Genomic DNA, 23,051 nt, shown 5'->3' on the forward strand with positions numbered 1-23,051 from the left:
GCGGCGTCACACGGCGCCGTCATGCCTGAGGGGGCGCACATGACGCGGTCGGGACACGGGGTGATGCCCGCTTTCGACACCGGTGTCAGCGGGGACGCGCGGAGGCTGCAGATGCAGCTCGACGCCTTCCTCGCCCAGCACGAGGACGGGCTGATCGCCTTTCGTCGCGATCTGCACGCGCATCCCGAGCTCGGTTATGTCGAGCATCGCACCACCCAGCGGATCGTCGAGCAGCTGACCGCGGTCGGGTTGCGGCCGACGGTGCTGCCCAAGGGCACCGGCGTGCTGTGCGACATCGGCCCGGCCGAAGGACCCATGGTGGGCCTGCGCGCGGACATCGACGCCCTGCCGCTCATGGACGAGAAGGACGTCGCCTACCGGTCCGTGGTCCCCGGCGTCGCGCACGCCTGTGGCCATGACGTGCACACCACCATGCTCATCGGGGCCGGCCGGTTCCTGGCCCAGCAGGCCGCCGCGGGGCTGCTCCCCGGCCGGGTCCGGCTGATCTTCCAGCCGGCCGAGGAGAAGCCGGGCGGCGCGCTCGACGTCATGGCGGCCGGAGGGATCGCGGGCGTCGACCGCGTCTTCGCGCTGCACTGCGACCCCCGGGTCGAGGTCGGCCGGCTGGGCCTGCGGGTGGGGCCCATCACGGCGGCGTGCGACAAGGTGTACGTCAAGGTGACCGGCCCGGGCGGCCACACGGCCAGGCCGCACCTCACCGCCGACCTGGTCTACGCGCTCGCCAAGATCGTCACTGAGCTTCCGTCGGCGCTGTCGCGGCGGGTCGATCCGCGATCCAGCCTGAGCCTGGTGTGGGGTCGCGTCTCCGCCGGGTCGGTGGCGAACGCGATCCCCGATGACGGCCTCGCCGAGGGCACCGTGCGCTGCCTGGACGACGAGGCGTGGCACCGGGCGCCCGAGATGATGAAGGCCCTGCTGCAGTCGGTCGCCGCCGCCTACGAGGTCGAGGCGTCGCTGGAGTACGTCCGTGGTGTCCCGCCCACCGTCAACGAGGCGACGAGCGTGCAGATGTTCCGCGACGCCGCCGGTCAGGTGATCGGTGAGGACGGTGTGGTGCCGACGCCGCAGAGCCTCGGGGGCGAGGATTTCGGCTGGTATCTCGAGTCGATTCCCGGTGCGCTCGCGCGGCTCGGCGTCCGCACGCCGGGCTCGACGCTCGAGTACGACCTGCACCGGGGCGACTTCGACGTCGACGAGCGGTGCATCGCCGTGGGCGTGCGGGTGATGGCCGCCACCGCCTTGACCGCCCTCTGGGAAGGCCAGCGGCCGACCGGCACCGAGGCGGTCGAGGGCGCCGCCCTCGCCTGACCGCGACCCCCGCCGTCGCCCGACCCGCGACCCCCGCCGGACGGCTCCGGCGGGGTCGGTCGCGCGGCCGAACGGCCCTGGCGGGACGTCATCGGCCGATCCGCCGGTACGCCGCCGACGGGGTCCCATCGGCGTTCGAAAATGCCGCCGGGCGCCCGGCTGGCCGCACGACAAAGCGCGCTCCACACGCCGTGATAACGCCTGATCAGAGTGGTCGCTTCGCACGTCCACCGGCCACCGCCCGCATTCCCCTCGACCCGGAGAAAACGCCTTGCCCGCTTCTGGGCGGTCGTCGCCTCGCCGTCACGGAGCGCCGTGCCGCCGGGCCAGGCGAGGCGTCGCGCCACTCTCTCGGATCTCACGGAGGCGGCGCCGAGTTCGCGTTCCACACCGGAAAAACGAGAACTCGTGGCGGAAAGTGAACGGTGTTTTCCCGATAGTAAGGAAACCGTTGAATTAAGGCGATACCGAGCTGTCCGAATCCGCTGAATCAACACGTCCTCACAGCCGTCGGCGCGTGCAATCGGGGGGCCGAATTCGCCGGGTCGCGGCTCGCCCGCGCCGGGCGGGGCGACCGGGGGCGGGGCGTGCTCCGACGGGGTCCGGGCGGGCACGGAGCACGGTCTTGACCGGACGGTCCACCGGTGACGGCGAAATGATCTCGGTGGAGCGTCTGACCAGTGGCGATGCGGTTACCCTTTGGTAACGGACTCATTGCGAAAATGTACGACGGTTTGGCCGTACCCGGACCTAGCGAGTAACGTCCGATCGATTTCGTGCTGAACCGGCACTTTATCCCTTAGCAGGGAACGGAAGGAGCGCGTCCGTGCGCCGTGGACTCAAGACGACCCTCGTCATGCTGACGGGGGCCGCCCTCACGCTGAGCGCCGGGGCCTGCGGTGGCAAGAAGGCCACCACCGGCGGCGACAGCGGCGAGGGTGCCAAGAAGACCGTCAAGGTCGGGCTGGCCTACGACATCGGCGGGCGGGGCGACAAGTCGTTCAACGATGCCGCCTTCGCGGGCCTCGACCGGGTCAAGCAGAACCTGAACCTCGAGATCAAGGACATCGAGGCCACCAAGAACGAGACCGACAACGACAAGATCCAGCGGCTCGACCTGCTGGCCAAGTCGGGCTACAACCCGGTCATCGCCGTCGGCTTCGCTTACGCGGGCGCGCTCGGCAAGGTGGCGCCCAAGCATCCGAACACCAAGTTCGGCATCGTGGACGACGGCTCGGTGGAAGGCCCCAACGTCACGAACCTGCTGTTCGCCGAGGAGCAGGGCTCCTACCTCGTGGGTGCCGCGGCCGCGCAGAAGTCCGAGTCCGGCAAGATCGGCTTCATCGGCGGCGTGGACACCCCGCTGATCAAGAAGTTCGAGGCCGGCTATGTCGCCGGTGCCAAGAAGGCCAAGCCGGACATCAAGATCGACGTCAAGTACATCTCCCGCGGCACGGACTTCAGCGGCTTCACCGACCCGGCCAAGGGCAAGACGATCGCCCAGGGTCAGTACGACGGCGGGGCCGATGTGATCTACCACGCCGCCGGCCTGTCGGGCCTGGGCCTGTTCCAGGCCGCCGCGGCGGAGAAGAAGTTCGCGATCGGCGTCGACTCCGACCAGTACCAGAACGCCGAGGCCGACCAGAAGCCGTACATCATCACCTCGATGCTCAAGCGCGTCGACACCGCCGTGTACAACTTCGTCGAGGACACCAACAAGGGAACGGTGAAGGCCGGGCCGGTCATCTTCGACCTGAAGAACCAGGGCATCGACTACTCCAAGGCGAACACCGAGGCCATCGCGGGCCTGCAGGCCAAGATGGACGAGTACAAGCAGGAGATCATCGACGGAAAGATCACGGTTCCCACCAAGTGACGTCCACGTCATGGCGGTGAACCTGGTCTGAACGTGCCGGGCCGGGCCCGGGGAGGGACCACGAAGGCCCCTTCCCGGGCCCGTTTCTAGGAGAGCAGGGATGTCCACGACTGAGCGGCCGAAGGTCGCCGAGCCCGCGTTCGAGCTGCACGGCATCACCAAGCGCTTCCCCGGGGTGGTCGCCAATCACGACATCGACCTCAGGGTCACGGTCGGCACGGTGCACGCGGTCGTGGGGGAGAACGGCGCCGGCAAGTCCACCCTGATGAAGATCCTTTACGGCATGCTGCGGCCGGACGAGGGCACGATCAGGGTCGGCGGCGAGCGGGTCGCCTTCGGCTCCCCGGCCGATGCCATCGCCCGCGGCATCGGCATGGTGCACCAGCACTTCATGCTGGCCGACAACCTCACCGTGCTCGAGAACGTCGTCCTCGGCGCCGAGAAGCTGCACGGCATCGGCGGCAAGGCCCGCCGGCGGATCGAGGAGCTGGCGAAGAAGTACGGCCTGCAGGTCGAGCCGGGTCGCCTGGTCGAGGACCTCGGCGTGGGCGACCGGCAGCGGGTCGAGATCCTCAAGGTCCTCTACCGCGGCGCCCGGATCCTCATTCTCGACGAGCCGACCGCCGTGCTGGTCCCCCAGGAGGTCGAGGAGCTCTTCGAGAACCTGCGCGAGCTGAAGCGCGAGGGCCTCACGGTCATCTTCATCTCGCACAAGCTCGACGAGGTCCTTTCGGTCGCCGACGAGATCAGCGTCATCCGGCGCGGTACGACGGTGTCCAAGTGCCTGGACCCCGGGGAGGTCACCGCACGCGAGCTCGCCCAGCTGATGGTGGGCAGCGAGCTACCGGTACCGGAGCTGCGCGAGTCGACGGTGACCGACCGCCCGGCCCTCAAGCTCACCTCGTTGACCGTTCGGGACGAATCGGGCCGGGCGGTCGTCGACGACGTCTCCCTGACCATCCACCACGGCGAGATCCTCGGTATCGCGGGCGTCGAGGGCAACGGCCAGGCGGAGCTGGTCGAGGCCGTCATGGGGATGCGCTCACCCGACTCGGGGTCGATCGTCCTCGACGGGCAGGACATCGGCGCGTGGCCCACCCGGCGGCGCCGTGAGAGCGGCATCGGCTTCATCCCCGAGGACCGGCATCGGCACGGGCTGCTGCTCGAGTCGTCGCTGTGGGAGAACCGGATCCTCGGCCACCAGACCGAGCGCCCCAACGCGAAGGGCTTCTGGATCGACCGCTCCGGCGCCCGTGCCGATACCCGCCGGATCGTCGACGAGTACGACGTCCGTACGCCGGGGATCGACGTCAGCGCAGCCTCGCTGTCCGGCGGCAACCAGCAGAAGCTCATCGTGGGCCGGGAGATGTCCGGGAAGCCGAAGCTGCTCATCGCCTCGCACCCGACCCGCGGCGTCGATGTCGGAGCCCAGGCCGCGATCTGGGACCATCTGCGGCGGGCTCGGGCGGAAGGGCTCGCGGTGCTGCTGATCTCCGCCGACCTGGACGAGCTGATCGGCATGTCGGACAGCCTGCGGGTGATCCTGCGGGGCCGGCTCGTCGCCGAGGCGGACCCGGCCGCCGTCACCCCGGAGCAGCTCGGTTCGGCGATGACCGGTGCGTCATCCGAGGGGGAACGTTGAAGACGCTGCGCACCTCGCCGCTGGCGCTGACGGTCATCGCGGCCGTCATCGCCCTGGTGTTCTCCGTGATCATCACTTCGGTGGTCCTGTCGATCAGCGGATTCAATCCGCCCTCGGTCTTCCAGGCGATGATCGACTTCGGGCTTGAGCCGGACAGCGTCGTCAACACCCTCAACCGGTCGTCCACGTACTACCTGGCGGCCATCGCCGTGGCGATCGGCTTCCGGATGAACCTCTTCAACATCGGCGTCGACGGGCAGTACCGGCTCGGGGCGATGCTGGCGGCGGCGGTCGGCGGTGCGTTCGCGCTGCCGCCGGTGATCCACCAAGTCGTGATCATCTTGGTCGCCATGGCGGTCGGCGGCATGTGGGCCGGCATCGCCGGCCTGCTCAAGGTGACCCGGGGCGTCAGCGAGGTCATCTCGACCATCATGCTGAACTTCATCGCCACCGGGATCGTCGCCTTCCTGTTGCACGAGGACCGGCTCGCCACCCAGGTGGCGGGCAGCAACAACATCGGGACCGAGCCGATCGCCTCCTCCGGCCGCGTCCCCGGGATCCCCTATCCCGGGGCGGGCCTGGAGATCTACGGACTCGTACTGCTCGCCGTCGCCGTGGGAGTGGGCTTCCACGTCATGATCAACCGCACCCGCTTCGGGTTCGATCTGCGGGCCACCGGCCTGTCGTCGAGCGCGGCGGTGGCCGGCGGTGTGGACGCCCGCCGCATGGTGGTGGCCGCGATGCTGATCTCGGGCATGGCGGCCGGCCTGATCGGCATGCCCCAGTTGCTCGGTTCGTCCTACTCGTACGGGCTCGACTTCCCCGGCGGGCTGGGCTTCATCGGCATCGGCATCGCGCTGCTCGGCCGTAACAACCCGGTCGGCATCGCGTTCGCCGCGCTGCTCTGGGCGTTCCTCGACCAGTCCTCGCAGATCCTCGAGTTCAACGAGATCCCCAAGGAGATCGTGGCCATCACGCAGGCGGCCGTCCTGCTCTCGGTCGTGGTCGTGTACGAGATCGTCCGGCGTCTCGGCCTGCGCTGGCAGCAACAGGCGGTCGCCGCCGAGCTGGCGGCCGGGTCGGCGAAGCGTTCTAAGGAGGTGGCGGCGTGACAACCCTCCAGGAGGCGACGCCGGTCAAGGGCGGCCCTGGCGGTCCCGCGCGTCAGAACCGTACGGTCCGGCTACTGATCATGCTTGGTGGCGTCTTCGGCGCGCTGGTGCTGCTGAGGGTCATCACCGGCGAGACCGCGATCACCTCGAGCGCCACGGTCGGGACCACCCTCGCCCTCGGCATCCCGATCGGCATGGCCGCACTGGGCGGCCTGTGGGCCGAACGCGCCGGCGTGGTCAACATCGGCCTCGAAGGCATGATGATCTTCGGCACCTGGGGCGCGGCCTTCGGCGCCCATTTCTCCGGCAATCCCTGGATGGGACTGCTCATGGGGATCGTCATGGGTGCCCTCGGCGGGTTGCTGCACTCGGTCGCGACGGTGACCTTCGGCGTCGACCACATCGTCTCGGGCGTGGCGCTCAACATCCTGGCGCCCGGCGCGGCGCGCTACCTGTCCACGCTGTTCTTCGTGGACGAGAGGGGCGGCGGCGCGACCCAGTCACCGGCGCTTCCCCAGTTCCCCACTCTCAGCGTGCCGGGTATCGGCGATCCCCTCGGCGACCTCGAGCAGCACCACTGGTTCCTCATCTCCGATCTGGCCGGGCTGGTGCGCGGCCTCACCACCGACCTGTCCGCGCTCACCGTCATCGCCATCGCGCTGATCCCGCTGACCTGGTTCGTGCTGTGGCGCACCGCGTTCGGCCTGCGCGTGCGGTCCTGCGGGGAGAACCCGTACGCGGCGGAGTCCCTCGGCGTCCGGGTCTACACGATGAAGTACATCGCGGTGATCATCTCCGGGGCCCTGGCGGGCATCGGCGGAGTCTTCCTCGCCATGGTCGGGTCGGCGCAGTACCAGGAAGGCCAGACCGGCGGCCGCGGGTTCATCGGCCTGGCCGCGATGATCTTCGGTAACTGGCGGCCCGGCGGGCTCGCGCTCGGCACCGGGCTGTTCGGCTACACCGACGCGTTGCAGCAGCGCGGTGCAACGGGCGCCGTGCACGCGCTGCTCCTCGTCGTCGCCGTGCTCCTGTTCGCTTATGCGGTGTGGGCGCTGCTGCCCGGCCGGCGCCGTGTCTACCATGCGGTGTTCGCGCTGGTCGCGGGTGTGGCGCTGCTCGCGTGGTATCTCACGACCGATGAGCTGCCGAAGGAGATCGTCACCTACAGCCCGCACATCACGACGCTGCTGGTGCTGTCACTCGCCTCGCAACGGCTCCGGATGCCGGCCGCCGACGGCCTGATCTACCGTCGCGGTGAGGGGCACTGACGCAGACGTAACGGTGTGCCGGTGACATGGCCAAGGACCTCGTCACCGGCCACGGCGCACCACATTGGGGGAGTTCATGAGCGAGATCGATTGGCCCGCGCTGCGTGCCGCCGCGCGGGCGGCGATGCGGCGCGCGTACGCGCCGTACTCCGGCTTTCCGGTGGGGGCGGCGGCCCTGGTGGACGACGGGCGCGTGGTGACCGGCTGCAACGTGGAGAACGCGTCGTACGGCCTCGGCCTGTGCGCCGAGTGCAGTCTGGTCTCCGACCTGCACGGGGCCGGCAAGGCGGCCGTGGACGCCGGTGGCGGCCGGCCGCGTCTCGTGGCGCTCTCGGTCGTCAAGGGCGACGGTGCGCCGGTCATGCCCTGCGGCCGGTGCCGGCAGCTGCTGTGGGAGCACGGGGGCGCCGACCTGCTGGTCGAGACGGCTCATGGCATCCTGCCCATGTCCGAGGTGCTGCCCGACGCCTTCGGGCCCGATGATCTCGACCGCGCGAAGGAGCGCTGATGGACGTCATCGATGTCATCCTCACCAAGCGCGACGGCGGGCGGCTCTCCGGCGAGCAGATCGACTGGGTCGTCGACGCCTACACCCGCGGTGTCGTGGCCGAGGAGCAGATGTCCGCGCTCGCGATGGCGATCCTGCTCAACGGCATGACCCGGGCGGAGGTCACGGCCTGGACCGAGGCCATGATCCGCTCCGGCGAGCGGATGGACTGGACGGGCCTTGACCGGCCGACCACCGACAAGCACTCCACCGGCGGCGTCGGCGACAAGATCACGTTGCCGCTGGCTCCGACGGTGGCCGCTTGCGGCGCCGCGGTGCCGCAGCTGTCCGGCCGCGGTCTCGGGCACACCGGCGGCACGCTCGACAAGCTGGAGTCCATCCCGGGTTGGCGCGCCTCGCTGTCCACCGAGGAGATGCTCGATGTCCTGCGCAGCGCGGGCGCCGTCGTGTGCGCGGCCGGTACCGGGCTCGCCCCGGCCGACCGCAAGCTGTACGCGCTGCGCGATGTCACCGGGACGGTCGAGTCGATCCCGCTCATCGCGTCCTCGATCATGTCGAAGAAGATCGCTGAGGGGACCGGGGCGCTGGTGCTGGATGTGAAGGTCGGCTCCGGTGCCTTCATGAAGAACGTGGAGAGCGCCAGGGAACTGGCCGAGACCATGGTGGCCATCGGCGGCGACCACGGCGTGCGGACGGTCGCGCTGCTCACCGCGATGGACCGGCCGCTGGGCCGGGCCGTGGGCAACGCCGTCGAAGTGGCCGAGTCGGTGGAGGTGCTCGACGGCGGCGGCCCCGAGGACGTCGTGGAGCTGACGGTGACGCTGGCCCGCGAGATGCTCGCCGCGGCGGGCCTCGACGGCGGCAAGGACCCCGCCGACGCGCTGCGCGACGGCTCGGCCATGGACGCGTGGCGCCGGATGATCTCGGCCCAGGGCGGTGACCCGGACGCCGAGCTGCCGCGCGCGGCCGAGACCCACGAGGTCACGAGTTCGGAGACCGGAGTGCTGACCCGGCTCGACGCCTATGGGGTCGGCCTGGCCGCCTGGCGGCTCGGCGCCGGGCGGGCCCGCAAGGAGGATCCGGTCTCGTTCGGGGCCGGAGTCATCTGCCACGCCAAGCCTGGCGAGCAGGTCAAGGCGGGACAGCCGCTGCTCACCCTGCACGCCGACGACGCGGGCCGGTTCGAGCACGCGCTGCGGGCTCTGGACGGTGCCGTCGAGGTCAGCGCGGAAGGAGCTCCGGAGCTCCTTCCGCTCGTCATCGACCGGATCGGCTGAGCGGCGGCCGCCCACGGCCACACGCTTCCAGGGGGTAACGTTCGACTGTGACGACTCAGCCGACCCTAGACGACATCCGTCGCGCCCCGAAGGTGCTGCTGCACGATCACCTCGATGGGGGACTGCGGCCCGAGACCATCGTGGACCTCGCGCGCGACGCCGGATACGACGCGCTGCCCTCCAACGACCCGGGCGGCCTCAGCACCTGGTTCGCCGAGGCGTCCGACTCGGGGTCGCTCGAACGTTACCTCGAGACCTTCACGCACACCGTCGGCGTGATGCAGTCCGCCGAGGCGCTCGAGCGGGTGGCCTACGAGTGCGCCGAGGACCTCGCCGCCGACGGCGTCGTCTACGCCGAGGTGCGCTACGCCCCGGAACAGCACACCGAGGGCGGGCTCACGCTGGAGCAGGTCGTCAAGGCGGTCCTCGCCGGTTTCGCCGAGGGCGGTCGCCGGCACGGCATCCGGGTCGGCACCCTGCTCACGGCCATGCGCCACCAGGCCCGGAGCCGCGAGATCGCCGAGCTCGCGGTCCGCCACCGCGACGCGGGCGTGGTCGGCTTCGACATCGCCGGGGCCGAGGCGGGCTACCCGCCGACCCGGCATCTGGACGCCTTCGAGTACCTCCAGCGCGAGAACGCCCACTTCACCATCCACGCCGGCGAGGCGTTCGGCCTGCCGTCGATCTGGCAGGCGATCCAGTGGTGCGGCGCCGACCGCCTCGGACACGGCGTGCGCATCGTCGACGACATCACCGACCGCGAAACGGACGACCCGCGGCTGGGCCGGCTGGCCGCCTACGTGCGGGACAAGCGGATCCCGCTCGAGATGTGCCCGACGTCCAACATCCAGACCGGTGCGGCGAAGTCGATCGCCGAGCACCCGATCGGCCTGTTGCGCAGGCTCTACTTCCGGGTCACGGTCAACACCGACAACCGGCTGATGAGCGGCACGAGCCTGTCCGAGGAGTTCGCCAAGCTGTCCGAGGCCTTCGGCTACGACTGGGACGACCTGCAGTGGTTCACGGTCAACGCCATGAAGTCGGCCTTCATCAGCTTCGACGAGCGGCTCGAACTCATCAACGGCGTCATCAAGCCCGGCTTCGCGCAGCTCAAATGGCGCGGAGATCGGCCGGTCGGGTGAGCGAGACGAAACGGGCGGCGGGCGCGAAACCGAAGGTGTTCCGCTCCGTCGGCCCCTACGTGGCCGGCTGGGTGTGGATGGTGGTCGCGGCCCTCAACCTGGCCGACATCGTCATCCGCGGGCGTGACATGGCGGCACTGATCGCCGCCGCCGTGTTGCTGATGGGCTGCGGCCTCGCCTACGTGTACGGGCTGCGCCCCGCCATCGTCGCCGACGAGACCGGGGTACGGTTGCGCAACCCGCTGAGGGACGTGCGCATCCCGTGGCCGGCGCTCAAAGAGGTCGAGGTCGCCGAGGCCCTGCGCTTCCATTGCGTCGCGGACGGCCGTCCGTGGCAGGTCAAGGCATGGGTGATGCAGACCTCGCCCCGGGCCCGGGCCCGGATGGAGCGGCGGGCCGAGAAGGCCGAGAAGGCCGGGACCGCCGCGGGGGGCGTACCGGACCCGATCGCCGAGCAGCTCAAGGGGCGCACGCCCGCGGGCTTCGCCGCCGAGCAACTGACCGAACTCGTCGGCGCGCACGGTGGCGGCGAGCGTGCCGCCGAGGCGGCCGCCGGCGAGGGCACGGAGCGGCCGTCGGGGACGTGGTCGACGCCCGCCATCGCGGCCGTCGCCCTGCCCGGCGCCGTCCTGGTCGCCCTGATCCTGGTGGCCGCCCTGACCTAGGGACCTCGTCGCCGAACCAGGGCTATCCGGCCGTGGCCGAGACCAGCCGGGCGTAGGCGATCACATTGTCGTCGTAATGGCGGGTGCGCGTATTGAAGCTCCCGCCACAGGTGACCAGACGCAGGCTCGAATAGTCGATTTTCTCGCCATAAACCCGCTCGGTGGGAAACTCGGATTTCGCGACCTTCTCCAGCCGTTCCACGGTGAACGTCGCGACCGATCCGTCTTTTCGGGTCACCTTGATCCGGTCGCCGCGGCGAAGATCTTTGAGCCGATAGAACACGGCCGCCTGCCGGTGCGCGTCCACGTGCCCGAGGATCACCGACGGCCCGAGCTCGCCGGGGCTCGGTCCCTCCTCGTACCACCCCGCCAGATTCGGCCGGCTCAGCGGCGGCTCCTCGATCTTCCCGTCCGGACGCAGGCCCAGCATCGACACGGGCGCCGAGACACCGATCGCAGAGATCCGGAGGGAGACCGGCGGGGAGCGGTGCATCAGGTCATCGGCCAGCCCTGGGGCCGCCGGGGAACCGGGCGACCGGCCGGCCGCCGTGGGCGACTTGACCGGCTTCTCGCCGGGGGCGCAGGCGGACAGCGCGAGACCGGCGACCAGCGTCCCGGCCGCCGCGCGCAGGGCGTGGTGGCCGGCCGCCGGGCACCGGCCGCGCCGTGCCTCAGGACGACTGGTCATGGCGCTCGCGGCGGCGCAGGGCCAGTACGCCGAAGGCGGCACCGGCCAGAGCGACCGCGGAGCCGCCGGCCAGCAGCGGCACGGGAGCACCACCGTCCCGCCCGGACAGGGACCCGTCGCCGGTGTCCGGGGCGCCGCTCGGGAGCCTGCCGGTCGATCCGCCCGGCCTGACCTCCTCGCCCGGCCGGTGGGTGTAGGTCACGTAGCCGTAGCCCTCGCATTCGACCCTGAGCGTGGCGACTTCGGGGAGCGTCTGCTTGAAGGTCCCCGAGCCGGTGAACGTGCCGTCGCCGCCGGTGGCGAACCGCGGGTCGGCGACGAACGCGTTCGACGTCGCACTCACGGACGTCGGGCACACCACCTTGATGGTGAGCGTGCCACCGGGGGTGATCGTCTTGGTGGACAGGGTGACCTTGTCGAAGCCGAACTCGAACTCCGGCGGCTCGGTCGTGGGCGTCGGCGTCGGCTTCGTGGGCGTCGTGGTCGGGGTCGGGGTGGGGGTCGGCGTGTCGGTCCGCGTCACGCTCGCGAACGCAGGCGCCACGCCGCCGAACAGCGCGAGACCCAGGAGCATGCTGGGTACGGCGATCCGCTTCATGGGCATGAATTCCTTTCTCTGCCATGATCGGCTTTGCGGGATTCGCGGGGTGATGTGGATCCCTATGCCACTGAGACGCGCGAAAGCGCGAAGGGGTTGACGTAAGTCAGCGGGCGATAAGATGCGCGAAAAAGATCACTATTATGGCGATCATTGCGAGAAAGTGAATCGCCGGCGCGGCGGCAATTCTCAGAACGCGGATTCCTGCATGAGGCGGCGCGAGGCCTCGGTGATGCTGCCGGACAGCGAGGGGTACACGGTGAAGGTGTACGCCAGCTGGTCCACGGTCAGGTGCTGCTGCACCGCCACCGAGAGCCCGAGGATCAGCTCGCTCGCCCGGGGGGCGACGATGACGCCGCCGAGGACGATTCCGGTGGCGGGACGGCAGAACAACTTCACAAAGCCGTCCTCGAAGCCCTGCATCTTGGCGCGCGCGTTGGTGTTCAGCGGAAGCATGACCGTGCGAGCGTCCACCTCGCCGGAATCGATCATGTTCTGCGACACGCCGACGGTCGCGACCTCGGGATCGGTGAAGATGTTGCCGGCCACCCAGCCGAGCTTGAGCGGCTGCACCGCCTCGCCCAGGGAGTGCCACATCGCGATGCGGCCCTGCATCGCGGCGACCGACGCGAGCATGAGCACGCCGGTGCAGTCGCCGGCCGCGTAGATGTGCGACGCGTTGGTCCGCGACACCTTGTCGACCTTGATGAAGCCGCGCTTGTCGAGCTGTACGCCGACCTCCTCGAGCCCGATGCCCGCCGTGTTGGGCACCATGCCGACGGTCATCAGGCAGTGCGAGCCCTCGACCTTGCGACCGTCCTCGAGCGTCACGATGACCCCGTCGCCCGAGCGCTCGACCCGGGCCGCGCGCGACCGGGACAGAACGTTCATCCCGCGCCGCTGGAAGACCTCCTCGAGCACGGTCGCGGCGGCGGCGTCCTCGGTGGGCAGGATCCGGTCCCGCGAGGAGACCAATGTCACTCGGGACCCGAGAGCCTGGTAGGCGGACGCGAACTCGGCACCGGTCACGCCGGACCCGACCACGATGAGGTTCTCGGGCAGCTCGGGCAGGTCGTACAGCTGCCGCCAGCTGAGGATGCGCTCGCCGTCGGGCTCGGCGCCGGGCAGCACCCTGGGCGTCGCCCCGGTCGCCACGAGCACCACGTCGGCCCGCAGGCGCTCGTCGCCCACCGCGATGATCTGCGGATCGACGAACCTGGCCTCGCCCCGCACGATGCGCACGTCCTCGTAGCACAGCCGCTCGGCGACGTCGAAGGACTGCGCGCGGGCCAGCTCCTTCACCCGCTTGTTGGTCAGCTGAAGGTCGACCCCGAGGCCGCCGACCTCACCGTCCGGACCGCCCGAGAAGCGCACCCCGAGCGTGGCGGACTCGGACATGACCGCCATCCGCGTCGACGTGGCGATGAGCGTCTTCGACGGGACGCAGTCGGACAGGACGCAGGCCCCGCCAGGGCCGTCGCGCTCCACGAGCGTCACGTCGGCTCCGAGCTGCGCCGCGACCAAGGCGGCCTCGTAGCCCCCCGGGCCTCCTCCGATGATCACGATGCGGGTCACGTGACCATTCTCCCGCATTTGTGGTGGTGCCCTGGCAGCAGGTACTCGGAGCGCGGGCCCGGCGGAGGCCGTACTCTTGCCAACCGTGGCCTTGTACGCGGCGTACGCCTCCAACATGGACCCGGAGCAGATGGCTCAGCGGGCCCCGCACTCACCCCTGCACGGTTCCGGCTGGCTCCAGGGCTGGCGGCTGACCTTCGGCGGTCAGGACGTCGGGTGGGACGGGGCGCTCGCCACCGTGGTCGAGGACCCCTACGAGCAGGTCTTCGTCGTGCTCTACGACGTGCCCGAGTGGGACGAGCGCGATCTCGACTCCTGGGAGGGCGACGCGCTGGGCGTCTACCGCAAGATCAGGGTGCGGGTCGCGACGCTCGACGGCGACGTGCTGTGCTGGCTGTACGTGCTCGATGACTATGAGGGCGGGCTGCCCTCGGCACGCTATGTGGGGATCCTGGCCGACGCGGCCGAGCGGGCCGGAGCCCCCGACGACTACGTCAAGGACCTGCGCACCCGTCCGTGCAAGTCACTGGGCGGCGCCTGACCCGGCACCGGCCCGTGAGCGTGCTCTCGCGGGTGTCCGGTTCGCCCTCGGCACCCCGATAGTGTCTGGATCGTGAGACACGACGCGATGGACCTGGCGAGCAGAGCCGCCGACGAGCTGCGATCCCGGACGTTCGACTCCTTCGATGTGGCGCTTGTGATGGGGTCCGGCTGGGTGCCCGCCGCGGACGCGCTCGGCGAGCCCGCGGTCGAACTCCCGGTGACCGATCTGCCCGGCTTCGCACCACCGGCCGTCGAGGGGCACGCAGGCCGGATCAGGGCGGTCGACGTGGCCGGCCGGCGCGCGCTCGTCCTGCTGGGCCGCACCCACCTGTACGAGGGCCTCGGCGTCGACCCGGTCGTGCACGGGGTCCGTACCGCCCTCGCCGCGGGCGTCAAGACCGTGGTGCTCACCAACGCGGCCGGCGGGCTGCGGCCGGAGCGGCACGGCGTCGGCTCTCCGGTGCTCATCAGCGACCACCTCAACCTGACGGGCGCCAACCCGCTGACGGGCGCGCGGTTCCTCGACCTCACCGAGGCCTACTCGGCCCGGCTGCGCGAGCTGGCCAGGCGGATCGACCCGGACCTGTCAGAGGGCGTGTACGCCGCGTTCCGAGGGCCGACCTACGAGACGCCCGCCGAGATCCGGATGCTCCGCACCATGGGCGCCGACCTGATCGGCATGTCCACGGTGCTGGAGACGATCGCCGCGCGCGAGGGCGGTGCCGAGGTGCTCGGCATCTCGCTCGTCACGAACATCGCGGCGGGTCTGTCCGGCCGGCCGCTCGATCACGAGGAGGTGCTCGTCGCCGGCCGTGACGCGGCCGCGCGGATGGGCGCCCTCCTCGCCACGATCGTGTCGAAGCTGTGACCCCCCTCGAAGCCGTGACCCCCCTCGAAGCCGTGACTCCCCTCGAAGCCGTGACTCCCCTCGAAGCCGTGACTCCCCTCGAAGCCGTGACCCCCTCCGACGCCGTGACCCCCTCCGACGCCGTGACGCCTCTCAACGCCGTGACGCCTCACCAGGGTGCGAGCGAGGCCCGGCGATGACCACGTACAGGCGGGCGGCCGAGCGGTGGTTGGCGCAGGATCCCGATCCTGTGACCCGGCAGGAGCTTCGGGCCGTTCTGGACGCCGGGGACGACGCGGCGCTGGCCGACCGGTTCGGCGCCAAGCTCGAGTTCGGCACCGCCGGTCTGCGCGGTGAGCTCGGCGCGGGGCCGAACCGGATGAACCGGGTCACGGTCATGCGCGCCGCCGCCGGGCTGGCCGCGTGCCTGCGGCGGTACGCCACCGATCCGCCCGGCGCGCCGGTGGTGGTCGGCTACGACGCGCGGCACGGCTCGGAGCGCTTCGCCCTCGACACGGCCGCGGTGATGACCGGGGCGGGGCTGACCGTCCGGCTGATGCCGCGCCCGCTGCCCACGCCAGTGCTCGCTTACGCCGTACGGCACCTGGGCGCGGACGCCGGGGTCATGGTGACCGCGAGCCACAACCCGCCCCGCGACAACGGCTACAAGGTCTACTGGGCGGACGGCGCCCAGATCGTCCCGCCGCTGGACGAGGAGATCTCCGCGGCCATCGACGCGGTCGGCCCGGTGGACGGGCTGCCGCTGGGGGAGGACTGGACGGTCCTCGGCGACGACATCGTCGAGTCCTACCTCCGCTCGCTGTCCCGGCTGCCCCTGGGCGAAGCGCGCGAGATCGCGGTCGCCTACACGCCCCTGCACGGGGTGGGCCGCGACGTGCTGCTGCGGGCGTTCGCGTGGGCAGGTTTCCCGGCGCCGGCCGTCGTCGCCGAACAGGCCGAGCCGGATCCGGACTTCCCCACCGTGGCCTTCCCGAACCCGGAGGAGCCAGGGGCGATGGACCTCGCGCTCACCCTCGGTGTCTCGGCGGGCGCCGACCTGGTGATCGCCAACGATCCGGACGCCGACCGGTGCGCCGTCGGCGTCAGGGTCGGCGTCGACGGCCCCGAGGGCCCGCGGATGCTCACCGGTGACGAGGTCGGCGGGCTGCTGGCCGAGTACGTCCTGCGGCACACGAGCGGTGCCGACCGGCTCGTCGTCACCACCATCGTGTCCTCGTCGCTGCTCGGCAAGATCGCACAGGCGTACGGCGTGCGCTTCGCCCGGTCCCTCACCGGCTTCAAGTGGATTATGAAGGCGGAGTCGCCCGGTGACCGCCTGGTGTTCGGCTACGAGGAGGCGCTCGGATACAGCGTCGGCGGTGACGACGGGCTGCCGGTGCACGACAAGGACGGCATCGGCGCCGCACTCGTGGTCACGGCGATGGCCGCCGAGGCCAGGCGGGAGGGCCGCACGCTGCTCACCCTGCTCGACGACCAGGCCCGCCGCCACGGCCTGCACGCGACGGCACAGCTGTCGATCCGGCTCGAGGACCTCTCGCTGGTCGGCGGGTTGCTGGCCCGGCTCCGGGACGACCGGCCGGCGTCGCTCGGGGGCCGTACCGTCGAGGCGGTCGACGACCTGTCCGAGGGGATCGACGGCCTGCCGCCCACCGAGGGCCTGCGCCTGTGCCTCGCCGGCGGAGCCCGGGTGATCGTTCGGCCCTCCGGTACCGAGCCCAAGCTCAAGTGCTACCTCGAGGTGGTCGTCCCAGTCGAGGACCGCGTTGCGGACGCCCGCGCCGCCGCCTCCGCGGCACTGGAGGCACTCCGCGCGGAACTCGCCGCGGTGCTTTCACCGGCCTGAGCCGGACGGAGAGTTCCACGAGTACCGGAGCCGATCGAGTCCCACCGGGGTCACGATCGGCCGCAGGTACGCGCTGTGGGTCTTCATCTGCCCGGTCTCGTTCGACCACCCGCACGGGGTGAGAGTGCGTGCAGTAGAGCGCGGCCGGGGCGGCCCTCAGAAGTCCCCTCCGCCGCCGAAGTCCCCTCCGCCGAAGTCGCCGCTGCCGAAGTCCCAGCCGCCGCCGATGTCGCCGCCGTCGCCGCCGAACACGTCGCCGCCGCCGTCGGCGAGGCCACCGCCCATGCCGCCGAAGCCGCCGAAGCCACCGCCCAGCATCGAGCCGAGCGCGGTGCCGATCAGGATGGGGCCGAGAATGTCCATGCCGCCGTAACCGGCGTAGTAGCCGCCGGCGTAGGGGGCGTAGGCCGGGCCCGCCTCCCAGTACGGCCTGCGCGCGCCGCCGACCGGCACGAGCCGAGAGTCCGGCGCCATTCCGTTCAGTACGGCCTGGGTGTCCGCGGCGCAGGCCGGCACAGACCGGGGCGCCGAGCCGGGCGGCGCCCATGGAACGTCCTGCACGGACGGGCCGTGCTGCGGGTTGAAGAAGCACGGCGCCCGCCGTTCGGGCACCGGGTCGCCCGCGATCCGGGCCCGTACGGCCGTCATGTAGTAGCGGCCGTCCTCCAGCGCCGTGGTGACGCCGCGCATGTCGTCGGGCCGCCGGGCGGTCTCGGCCGCCGCCTTGGCCCGGTCATAGGAGTCGAGGGCGCGGGTGTAGTCGTCACGCGTCTCCGCGGCGAGGGCGGGATCGGTCACCTTGAGGTCGAGCGCCGCGATGTCCTCGCCGAGTGAGGTGACGTCCTCTTCGACGCCCTCCTTGAGCTCGGCCATCTGCTGGGCGTCCCGGACCTTGCGCCGCTTCTGGGCCACGGCCACGAGCCCGACGACCCCGGCCACGATCAGGACGAGGACTCCGAGGCCCACGAACATCGAGTTCCGGCTCGACGCGGCCTTGTCCGCCGCCTTGGCGTCGGCCAGCTGGGTGAACTTCACCAGCCGGGTCGTGACGTCGCCGCCGGAGGCCTGGCTGATCAGCTGGTTGATCTCGGTGGCGGAGAACTCCTTGGAGATGCCCACCATCTTGTCGTCGGCCGTGACGGCGACGTAGGTGTCGCCCTTTCCGACTCGCTGGCGCACGCCGTTGAGCATCTCGCCGAGCGCCTGCCGGTCGGCCCCGGCCTTGGTGACGACGACCCGGATGTCGGTGTGGTCCGCGCCGTTCAGGGCCCTGCGCACCTGGTCCTGCGCGGGGCCGGAGAGCACGCCTTGCGCCTCTGAGGAGACGTACAGCTTCGAGGTCCGCAGGCCGTTGGCGATCTCGGACACGGTGTCGGCGCGGGCCGGTGTGGCCCAGCCGAACACCAGGATGCCGACGAGTGCCAGCAGAGCCGGCAGCGCGAGACGGCGGGCGGCCGCGGACAGCCGGCCTCCCCGACCGTGCCCGGAAGTTGAGAATGCGTAGCTCATGCCTTCAGTCTGCCTCCTTTATCAGAAGACGAACCGAAGGCGAGGGTAGTTCCGCAAAGGCGCCGGGTGAAGCCGGGCCGATCCGGTGAAAGCCCCGGTCAGCGGGCGTTGCTCAGCCCTGGGCGCCGGCCGAGCGGTTGCGCTTGCGCCACAGCAGGAAGCCGCCACCCGCAGCGATGATCACCAGGGCGGCGATGCCCCCGATGAGTGGCAGGCTGGAGCCGCCGTCGTCCTTCTCCGTGGCGGTCACCTGCACGTTGGCGTTCTCCGGAGCGCTCTGCTCGACCGGGGCCTGCTCCGGTGGCTGTGCCGTCTCGGTGGCCTGCCGGGTGGGCGTCGTGCTCGGGTTCGCCCTGGGCGTGCCGTTGGTCAGCCGTACGAACGAGACCAGCGCGCCGGCCGGATCGGCTCCGTTGCCGCGGAGCGCCCCGCTGAGGGCGGATCGGAGCTGCGCCGAGGGCAGCACGCTCGACGACGCCTTCAAGTCGTTGCCGTTCAGTACCGCGAAGGTGCCCTGCCGCTGGACGATCTGAGAGAGCTGGGCCGGGGTCAGCGACGAGCCGGCCGGCATCACCGCGACGTAGACCGGCCGACGCGCGGTCTCGAGTTGGGCCCGCAGGCGGTCCTTGGCGGCGTCGTCGGTGAAGAGCCTGGCGCCGGAATCGACGTAGACGCCGCCGTCGCTGATCGACTGGGCGACCAGGTCCGGCTCGATGGGGTCGGCATGGGCCGGGGCCGTGGCGACGTTGAGCGCGAGCACGCCGGTGACGACGGAGACCAGCAGGGCCGGGAGGGTTCGGCGGTTCATAGGAGGCTTACCTTAGTGGTCATGGCGCCCCGGCTCGCCCGGAAAAGTGAGATTCCCCGGGTCATCCGCGCGGTAGATCGCAGCGAAGGATCCGCTGGACGAGATCGTCGCGGAACCGCGCGTGGACCCGGGGGCCTAGTCCTTGATCTCGCAGATCGCGGCGCCGCTGGTGACGGTCTGGCCGACCTCGGCGGACAGGCCGGTCACGGTGCCGGACTTGTGCGCGGTCAGCGGTTGCTCCATCTTCATGGCCTCGAGGACGACGATGGTGTCCCCGGCCGCCACGGCGGCGCCCTCAGTGGCGACGATCTTGACGATCGTGCCCTGCATCGGGCTGACCAGGGCGTCGCCGCCGGCCGCCGCGCCGCCTCCGCCGCGCCGTGCCTTGCCGCGCCTGGGCGGGGCGCCCTGTGGTGCGGTGCCCGCCGTCGTACCGAGCCCGGCGGGCAGCACGACCTCGATCCGCTTGCCCCCGACCTCGACAGTGACCCGCTCGCGGTCGGCGGTCTCGGTCTCCTCGGGTGCGTGATCGTACGGTGCGATGGTGTTGTCGAACTCGGTCTCGATCCACCGCGTGTGGACGCTGAACGGCTCGCCGACGAAGGCCGGGTCGTCGAGCACGGCTCGATGGAAGGGCAGGACGGTCGGCATGCCCTCGATCGTGAACTCGGCCAGGGCGCGCCGTGAGCGCTCGATGGCCTGCTCACGGGTGGCGCCGGTGACGATCAGCTTGGCCACCAGTGAGTCGAACGCCTGCGGCACCGTCATGCCGGCCGTGTAGCCCGTGTCGAGCCGTACGCCGGGGCCCGAGGGCGGCTCCCACGCGGTGACGGTCCCTGGAGCCGGGAGGAAGCCGCGACCGGCGTCCTCGGCGTTGATCCGGAACTCGATCGAGTGGCCGCGCAGGGGCGGGTCGCCGTACCCGAGCTCTTCGCCCGCGGCGATCCGGAACATCTCCCTGACCAGGTCGAGCCCGGAGACCTCCTCGGTGACCGGATGCTCGACCTGCAGGCGCGTGTTGACCTCGAGGAAGGAGATGGTGCCGTCCTGGCCGACGAGGAATTCGCAGGTGCCCGCGCCGACGTAGCCGGCCTCGACGAGGATGGCCTTGGAGCTGCGGTAGAGCAGTTCGACCTGCTCATCGGTGAGAAACGGCGCGGGCGCCTCTTCGACCAGCTTCTGGTGCCGTCTCTGCAGCGAACAGTCCCTGGTCGAGATCACCGCCACGTTCCCGTGCCGGTCGGCCAGGCACTGGGTCTCGACGTGCCGCGGCCGGTCGAGATAGCGCTCGACGAAGCACTCGCCGCGGCCGAAGGCGCCGACGGCCTCACGAACGGCCGAGTCGTACAGCTCAGGGATCTCCTCCAGCGTCCGCGCGACCTTCAGGCCGCGCCCGCCGCCGCCGTACGCGGCCTTGATCGCGACCGGCAGGCCGTGCTCCCGGGCGAAGGCGACCACCTCGTCGGCGTCGCTCACCGGGTCGGGGGTGCCCGGGACCAGCGGCGCGCCGACCTTCTGCGCGATGTGCCGGGCCTGGACCTTGTCGCCCAGCGTGGTGATCGCAGCGGCCGGCGGGCCGATCCAGGTCAGCCCGGCGCCGGTCACCGCGGTCGCGAAATCGGCGTTCTCGGCGAGGAAGCCGTAGCCGGGATGGACGGCGTCGGCGCCCGTCTCGTTCGCGATCTTGAGGAGCTTGTCGATGTCGAGGTAGGTCTCGGCCGCCGTCCGGCCGCCCAGCGCGTACGCCTCGTCGGCCACGCGAACGTGCAGCGCGTCCAGATCGGGCTCCGCGTACACCGCGACGCTGGCCAGGCCGGCGTCCTTGCAGGCGCGGGCGATACGGACCGCGATCTCGCCACGATTGGCGATCAGAACCTTGCGCACGGGCGACTCCTTCTAGAACTTCCGCACGGAAGTCTAGGCAACTGCGCCGCTCGACCTCGTAAGGCCCTCCTCGGCACCCGGCCGGCGGCGCTCGCCGGCGGAGCGGCGACCGGTCGGCCGGCGGCATTGACGGCGAAGATGACGATGAGAAAAGATCTGGTTTCCCCGGCCGGGTGGGAAGGCGTTCGAACAGAGGTCGCTGCCGCCTTCTCGGGGGTCGGGCCGTATTTCCATTGCGGTGTCCATGGCCGCATGCGGTCAGTTCTCTGTGGTGCGAATGGGGGCGAAGTGACATTCGAACGGCGATGTGCGCCTGGAAAGGTCAATCGCCGATCTCTAAGCTGGGCGCCGATGCGATCGCGTCGCCCTCCGAGCCGGCCATCGGACCCCGGAGACGCTGGGTGACCCGGAACGGGCAGCGGCATGACCCTTGTTCTCAATGAAAGGATCAAGTCATGAGCGGAGACCGGCGCGGTGCCAATATCGCGGCACTGGAAGAGCTGTCCCGGATGTTCAGCAAGCACTCCCGGAATCTCGACGCGCTCATCAAGGACCTGAACGGGCGCACGGTGAGCAGCACCGAGACCTGGTGGGGGCCCCAAGCCGATCGTTTCCGCAGCGCCTGGCAGGAGGCGAAGACCGCCTTCGACAAGATGGCCGTGGCGCTCGATCAGGGCGGCCAGGACATCAAGAAGTCCCGGCAGAACATCGAGTCGGCGACGCGCTGACCTAGTTTCGGTATATCCCTGAATTCCTGGTATATGCCGATTTGCGAGGCCTCGACTGACCCCCCCGGTCGAGGCCTCGCGCCATGTCCCGCTCTCAGCGCTCCCGCGAGGGATCCCGGAACCGGCCGCGAACGTCTCATCGAGACCAATGGCCGGCCCGGCCGGGTTCGAAAGGGATCGCGATGCCTCAACCATCTACGCCTGCCCGGAATCTTTCGCGCACGGGCGTCATCACCGTGCTCGTCGTACTGCTCGTCGTCGGCCTGCCGGGTCTGCTCGCGCTCGCGGGCGGCTTCGAGCGCACCGGCGGTGGTGACGTCGCGGTCGTCCGCAACGGCGGGTTCTTCGACAACAACCGGATCCGCCAGGTCATCGAACCGGGCTCCGGCCGGACCTGGATCGGCTTCTACTCGAAGATCCACAGGTACCCCGCCCAGCAGCGCTTCTACACGATCACCTCTGAGAAGAAGCGGGGCGACACCGCCGGGGTCGACGTCGTGACGGTCCCCAGCAGCGACGGCGTCAACATGGGCATCGAGGGGACGCTGTACTTCACCCTGAACCTGGACCACGCCGCGCTGAGGGCCTTCGACGACAAGTTCGGCACCCGCAAGTTCAGCGGTCCCGACGGCGAGTCGAACTACGCCTGGGAAGGCGACGACGGCTGGTTGGCCTTCCTCAACCAGATCGTCCGCCCGGTCATCGACAACGCCCTCCGCACCCAGATCAACAGCTTCCGCTGCGCCGAGCTGGTGTCGTCCTGCGCGCTGGTGCAGAACACGTCAGCGCCCCGGCAGGGAACCCGGACCTCCGGCCTTCAGGCGCAGAGCAACAACGCCAACATCGCGAAGGTGCAGACCGCGATCAACACCAGCCTGGCCGCCGACCTGGAGTCGACCCTCGGCGGGAAGTTCGTCACCAACATCCACTTCAACCTGGTACGGGTGACGCTCCCGGACAAGGTGCAGGAGTCGGTCGACCGGGCCCAGGCGGCGTTCGCGCAGGTCAGCGAGGCACAGGCCAAGGTCGCTTCGGCCCGTGCCGACGCCGAGGCCAACCGCGCCCGCCAGGAGGGCTACAACAGGTGCCCCACCTGTGCTGAGATCGAGAAGCTGAAGGCGCTGCCACAGGGCATCACGGTCTACGCTCCCGGAAACCCGGGCGGCGTGAACGTCCCCGGCCGCTGAC

Annotated in this window: 19 protein-coding genes and 1 pseudogene; 14 read left to right on the forward strand and 6 right to left on the reverse strand. The window is 70.6% G+C overall.

What is annotated here, in order from left to right; genetic code table 11:
- The first annotated feature begins 63 nt into the window (after positions 1-63).
- The 9 genes and pseudogenes from HKK74_RS04070 to HKK74_RS04110 all read left to right on the forward strand — a co-directional run bounded on the left by HKK74_RS04070 (position 64) and on the right by HKK74_RS04110 (position 10,819).
- A complete protein-coding gene (locus HKK74_RS04070) occupies positions 64-1,329 on the forward strand; it encodes an amidohydrolase (RefSeq protein ID WP_187241953.1) in 1,266 nt (421 codons plus the stop codon).
- 826 nt (positions 1,330-2,155) lie between these two features.
- Entirely contained in the window at positions 2,156-3,205 is a 1,050-nt protein-coding gene (locus HKK74_RS04075; protein ID WP_312881225.1) for a BMP family lipoprotein, read from the forward strand.
- A gap of 100 nt (positions 3,206-3,305) precedes the next feature.
- On the forward strand, positions 3,306-4,847 hold the full coding sequence (locus tag HKK74_RS04080; protein ID WP_187241679.1) for an ABC transporter ATP-binding protein: 1,542 nt from the start codon (positions 3,306-3,308) through the stop codon (positions 4,845-4,847).
- A 20-nt stretch (positions 4,848-4,867) separates the two neighbouring features.
- Positions 4,868-5,959, forward strand: a pseudogene (locus HKK74_RS04085) (ABC transporter permease); the annotation flags it as partial.
- A gap of 80 nt (positions 5,960-6,039) precedes the next feature.
- A complete protein-coding gene (locus tag HKK74_RS04090) occupies positions 6,040-7,227 on the forward strand; it encodes an ABC transporter permease (protein ID WP_187241956.1) in 1,188 nt (395 codons plus the stop codon).
- Positions 7,228-7,303: 76 nt separating this feature from the next.
- Positions 7,304-7,735, forward strand: coding sequence for a cytidine deaminase (locus HKK74_RS04095; RefSeq protein ID WP_187241680.1), 432 nt, complete (start codon positions 7,304-7,306; stop codon positions 7,733-7,735).
- Positions 7,735-9,012, forward strand: a complete 1,278-nt coding sequence (locus tag HKK74_RS04100) for a thymidine phosphorylase (protein WP_187241681.1) — start codon at positions 7,735-7,737, stop codon at positions 9,010-9,012. The genes HKK74_RS04095 and HKK74_RS04100 overlap by 1 nt, the downstream gene beginning before the upstream one ends.
- Before the next feature lie 47 nt (positions 9,013-9,059).
- Positions 9,060-10,154: an adenosine deaminase gene (locus HKK74_RS04105; protein ID WP_187241682.1), complete on the forward strand. Its 1,095-nt coding sequence runs from the start codon at positions 9,060-9,062 to the stop codon at positions 10,152-10,154.
- Positions 10,151-10,819: a PH domain-containing protein gene (locus tag HKK74_RS04110; protein WP_187241683.1), complete on the forward strand. Its 669-nt coding sequence runs from the start codon at positions 10,151-10,153 to the stop codon at positions 10,817-10,819. Before HKK74_RS04105 ends, HKK74_RS04110 begins: the two co-directional genes overlap by 4 nt.
- Positions 10,820-10,841: 22 nt before the next feature.
- On the opposite strand, the gene HKK74_RS04115 is transcribed toward HKK74_RS04110, so the two are convergent.
- The 3 genes from HKK74_RS04115 to HKK74_RS04125 all read right to left on the reverse strand — a co-directional run bounded on the left by HKK74_RS04115 (position 10,842) and on the right by HKK74_RS04125 (position 13,680).
- Positions 10,842-11,507, reverse strand: coding sequence for a class F sortase (locus HKK74_RS04115; RefSeq protein ID WP_187241684.1), 666 nt, complete (start codon positions 11,505-11,507; stop codon positions 10,842-10,844).
- On the reverse strand, positions 11,491-12,111 hold the full coding sequence (locus HKK74_RS04120; RefSeq protein WP_187241685.1) for a hypothetical protein: 621 nt from the start codon (positions 12,109-12,111) through the stop codon (positions 11,491-11,493). Before HKK74_RS04120 ends, HKK74_RS04115 begins: the two co-directional genes overlap by 17 nt.
- 183 nt (positions 12,112-12,294) lie before the next feature.
- Positions 12,295-13,680: an NAD(P)H-quinone dehydrogenase gene (locus HKK74_RS04125; RefSeq protein WP_187241686.1), complete on the reverse strand. Its 1,386-nt coding sequence runs from the start codon at positions 13,678-13,680 to the stop codon at positions 12,295-12,297.
- Positions 13,681-13,765: 85 nt separating this feature from the next.
- Between HKK74_RS04125 and HKK74_RS04130 the strand changes: the two genes are divergently transcribed.
- The 3 genes from HKK74_RS04130 (at position 13,766) to HKK74_RS04140 (ending at position 16,934) form a co-directional block, all read left to right on the forward strand.
- Entirely contained in the window at positions 13,766-14,221 is a 456-nt protein-coding gene (locus HKK74_RS04130; RefSeq protein WP_187241687.1) for a gamma-glutamylcyclotransferase family protein, read from the forward strand.
- Between the two features lie 87 nt (positions 14,222-14,308).
- Complete coding sequence (locus tag HKK74_RS04135) at positions 14,309-15,091, forward strand: purine-nucleoside phosphorylase (protein WP_187241957.1); 783 nt, start codon at positions 14,309-14,311, stop codon at positions 15,089-15,091.
- Between the two features lie 175 nt (positions 15,092-15,266).
- Positions 15,267-16,934 carry a phospho-sugar mutase gene (locus tag HKK74_RS04140; RefSeq protein WP_187241688.1) on the forward strand — a complete coding sequence of 556 codons (1,668 nt, stop codon included), beginning with the start codon at positions 15,267-15,269 and terminating at the stop codon, positions 16,932-16,934.
- Between the two features lie 156 nt (positions 16,935-17,090).
- Here the strand turns inward: HKK74_RS04140 and HKK74_RS04145 are convergent, their stop codons facing one another.
- The 3 genes from HKK74_RS04145 to HKK74_RS04155 all read right to left on the reverse strand — a co-directional run bounded on the left by HKK74_RS04145 (position 17,091) and on the right by HKK74_RS04155 (position 21,135).
- Positions 17,091-18,443 carry a hypothetical protein gene (locus HKK74_RS04145; RefSeq protein WP_246491172.1) on the reverse strand — a complete coding sequence of 451 codons (1,353 nt, stop codon included), beginning with the start codon at positions 18,441-18,443 and terminating at the stop codon, positions 17,091-17,093.
- Between the two features lie 112 nt (positions 18,444-18,555).
- Positions 18,556-19,251, reverse strand: coding sequence for a hypothetical protein (locus HKK74_RS04150; protein WP_187241689.1), 696 nt, complete (start codon positions 19,249-19,251; stop codon positions 18,556-18,558).
- A 135-nt stretch (positions 19,252-19,386) separates the two neighbouring features.
- Positions 19,387-21,135, reverse strand: coding sequence for an acetyl/propionyl/methylcrotonyl-CoA carboxylase subunit alpha (locus tag HKK74_RS04155; protein WP_187241690.1), 1,749 nt, complete (start codon positions 21,133-21,135; stop codon positions 19,387-19,389).
- 455 nt (positions 21,136-21,590) lie between these two features.
- On the opposite strand from HKK74_RS04155, the gene HKK74_RS04160 reads away from it, so the two are divergent.
- On the forward strand, positions 21,591-21,863 hold the full coding sequence (locus HKK74_RS04160) for a WXG100 family type VII secretion target (protein WP_187241691.1): 273 nt from the start codon (positions 21,591-21,593) through the stop codon (positions 21,861-21,863).
- Positions 21,864-22,045: 182 nt separating this feature from the next.
- Positions 22,046-23,050: an SPFH domain-containing protein gene (locus HKK74_RS04165; protein WP_187241692.1), complete on the forward strand. Its 1,005-nt coding sequence runs from the start codon at positions 22,046-22,048 to the stop codon at positions 23,048-23,050.
- Position 23,051 lies beyond the last annotated feature (1 nt).

It is taken from the genome of Actinomadura alba (assembly GCF_014323705.1).
Taxonomy (GTDB): Bacteria; Actinomycetota; Actinomycetes; order Streptosporangiales; family Streptosporangiaceae; genus Actinomadura_C; species Actinomadura_C alba.

What these genes read in the sequence shown, in the direction of transcription:
- HKK74_RS04140 (WP_187241688.1), top strand. Translation starts at nt 15,267, where the DNA reads ATGACCACGTACAGGCGGGCGGCCGAGCGGTGGTTGGCGCAGGATCCC.
- HKK74_RS04160 (WP_187241691.1), top strand. Translation starts at nt 21,591, where the DNA reads ATGAGCGGAGACCGGCGCGGTGCCAATATCGCGGCACTGGAAGAGCTG.
- HKK74_RS04165 (WP_187241692.1), top strand. Translation starts at nt 22,046, where the DNA reads ATGCCTCAACCATCTACGCCTGCCCGGAATCTTTCGCGCACGGGCGTC.
- HKK74_RS04100 (WP_187241681.1), top strand. Translation starts at nt 7,735, where the DNA reads ATGGACGTCATCGATGTCATCCTCACCAAGCGCGACGGCGGGCGGCTC.
- HKK74_RS04120 (WP_187241685.1), bottom strand. Translation starts at nt 12,111, where the DNA reads ATGCCCATGAAGCGGATCGCCGTACCCAGCATGCTCCTGGGTCTCGCG.
- HKK74_RS04070 (WP_187241953.1), top strand. Translation starts at nt 64, where the DNA reads ATGCCCGCTTTCGACACCGGTGTCAGCGGGGACGCGCGGAGGCTGCAG.
- HKK74_RS04090 (WP_187241956.1), top strand. Translation starts at nt 6,040, where the DNA reads ATGCTTGGTGGCGTCTTCGGCGCGCTGGTGCTGCTGAGGGTCATCACC.
- HKK74_RS04095 (WP_187241680.1), top strand. Translation starts at nt 7,304, where the DNA reads ATGAGCGAGATCGATTGGCCCGCGCTGCGTGCCGCCGCGCGGGCGGCG.
- HKK74_RS04150 (WP_187241689.1), bottom strand. Translation starts at nt 19,251, where the DNA reads ATGAACCGCCGAACCCTCCCGGCCCTGCTGGTCTCCGTCGTCACCGGC.
- HKK74_RS04145 (WP_246491172.1), bottom strand. Translation starts at nt 18,443, where the DNA reads ATGAGCTACGCATTCTCAACTTCCGGGCACGGTCGGGGAGGCCGGCTG.
- HKK74_RS04080 (WP_187241679.1), top strand. Translation starts at nt 3,306, where the DNA reads ATGTCCACGACTGAGCGGCCGAAGGTCGCCGAGCCCGCGTTCGAGCTG.
- HKK74_RS04135 (WP_187241957.1), top strand. Translation starts at nt 14,309, where the DNA reads ATGGACCTGGCGAGCAGAGCCGCCGACGAGCTGCGATCCCGGACGTTC.
- HKK74_RS04115 (WP_187241684.1), bottom strand. Translation starts at nt 11,507, where the DNA reads ATGACCAGTCGTCCTGAGGCACGGCGCGGCCGGTGCCCGGCGGCCGGC.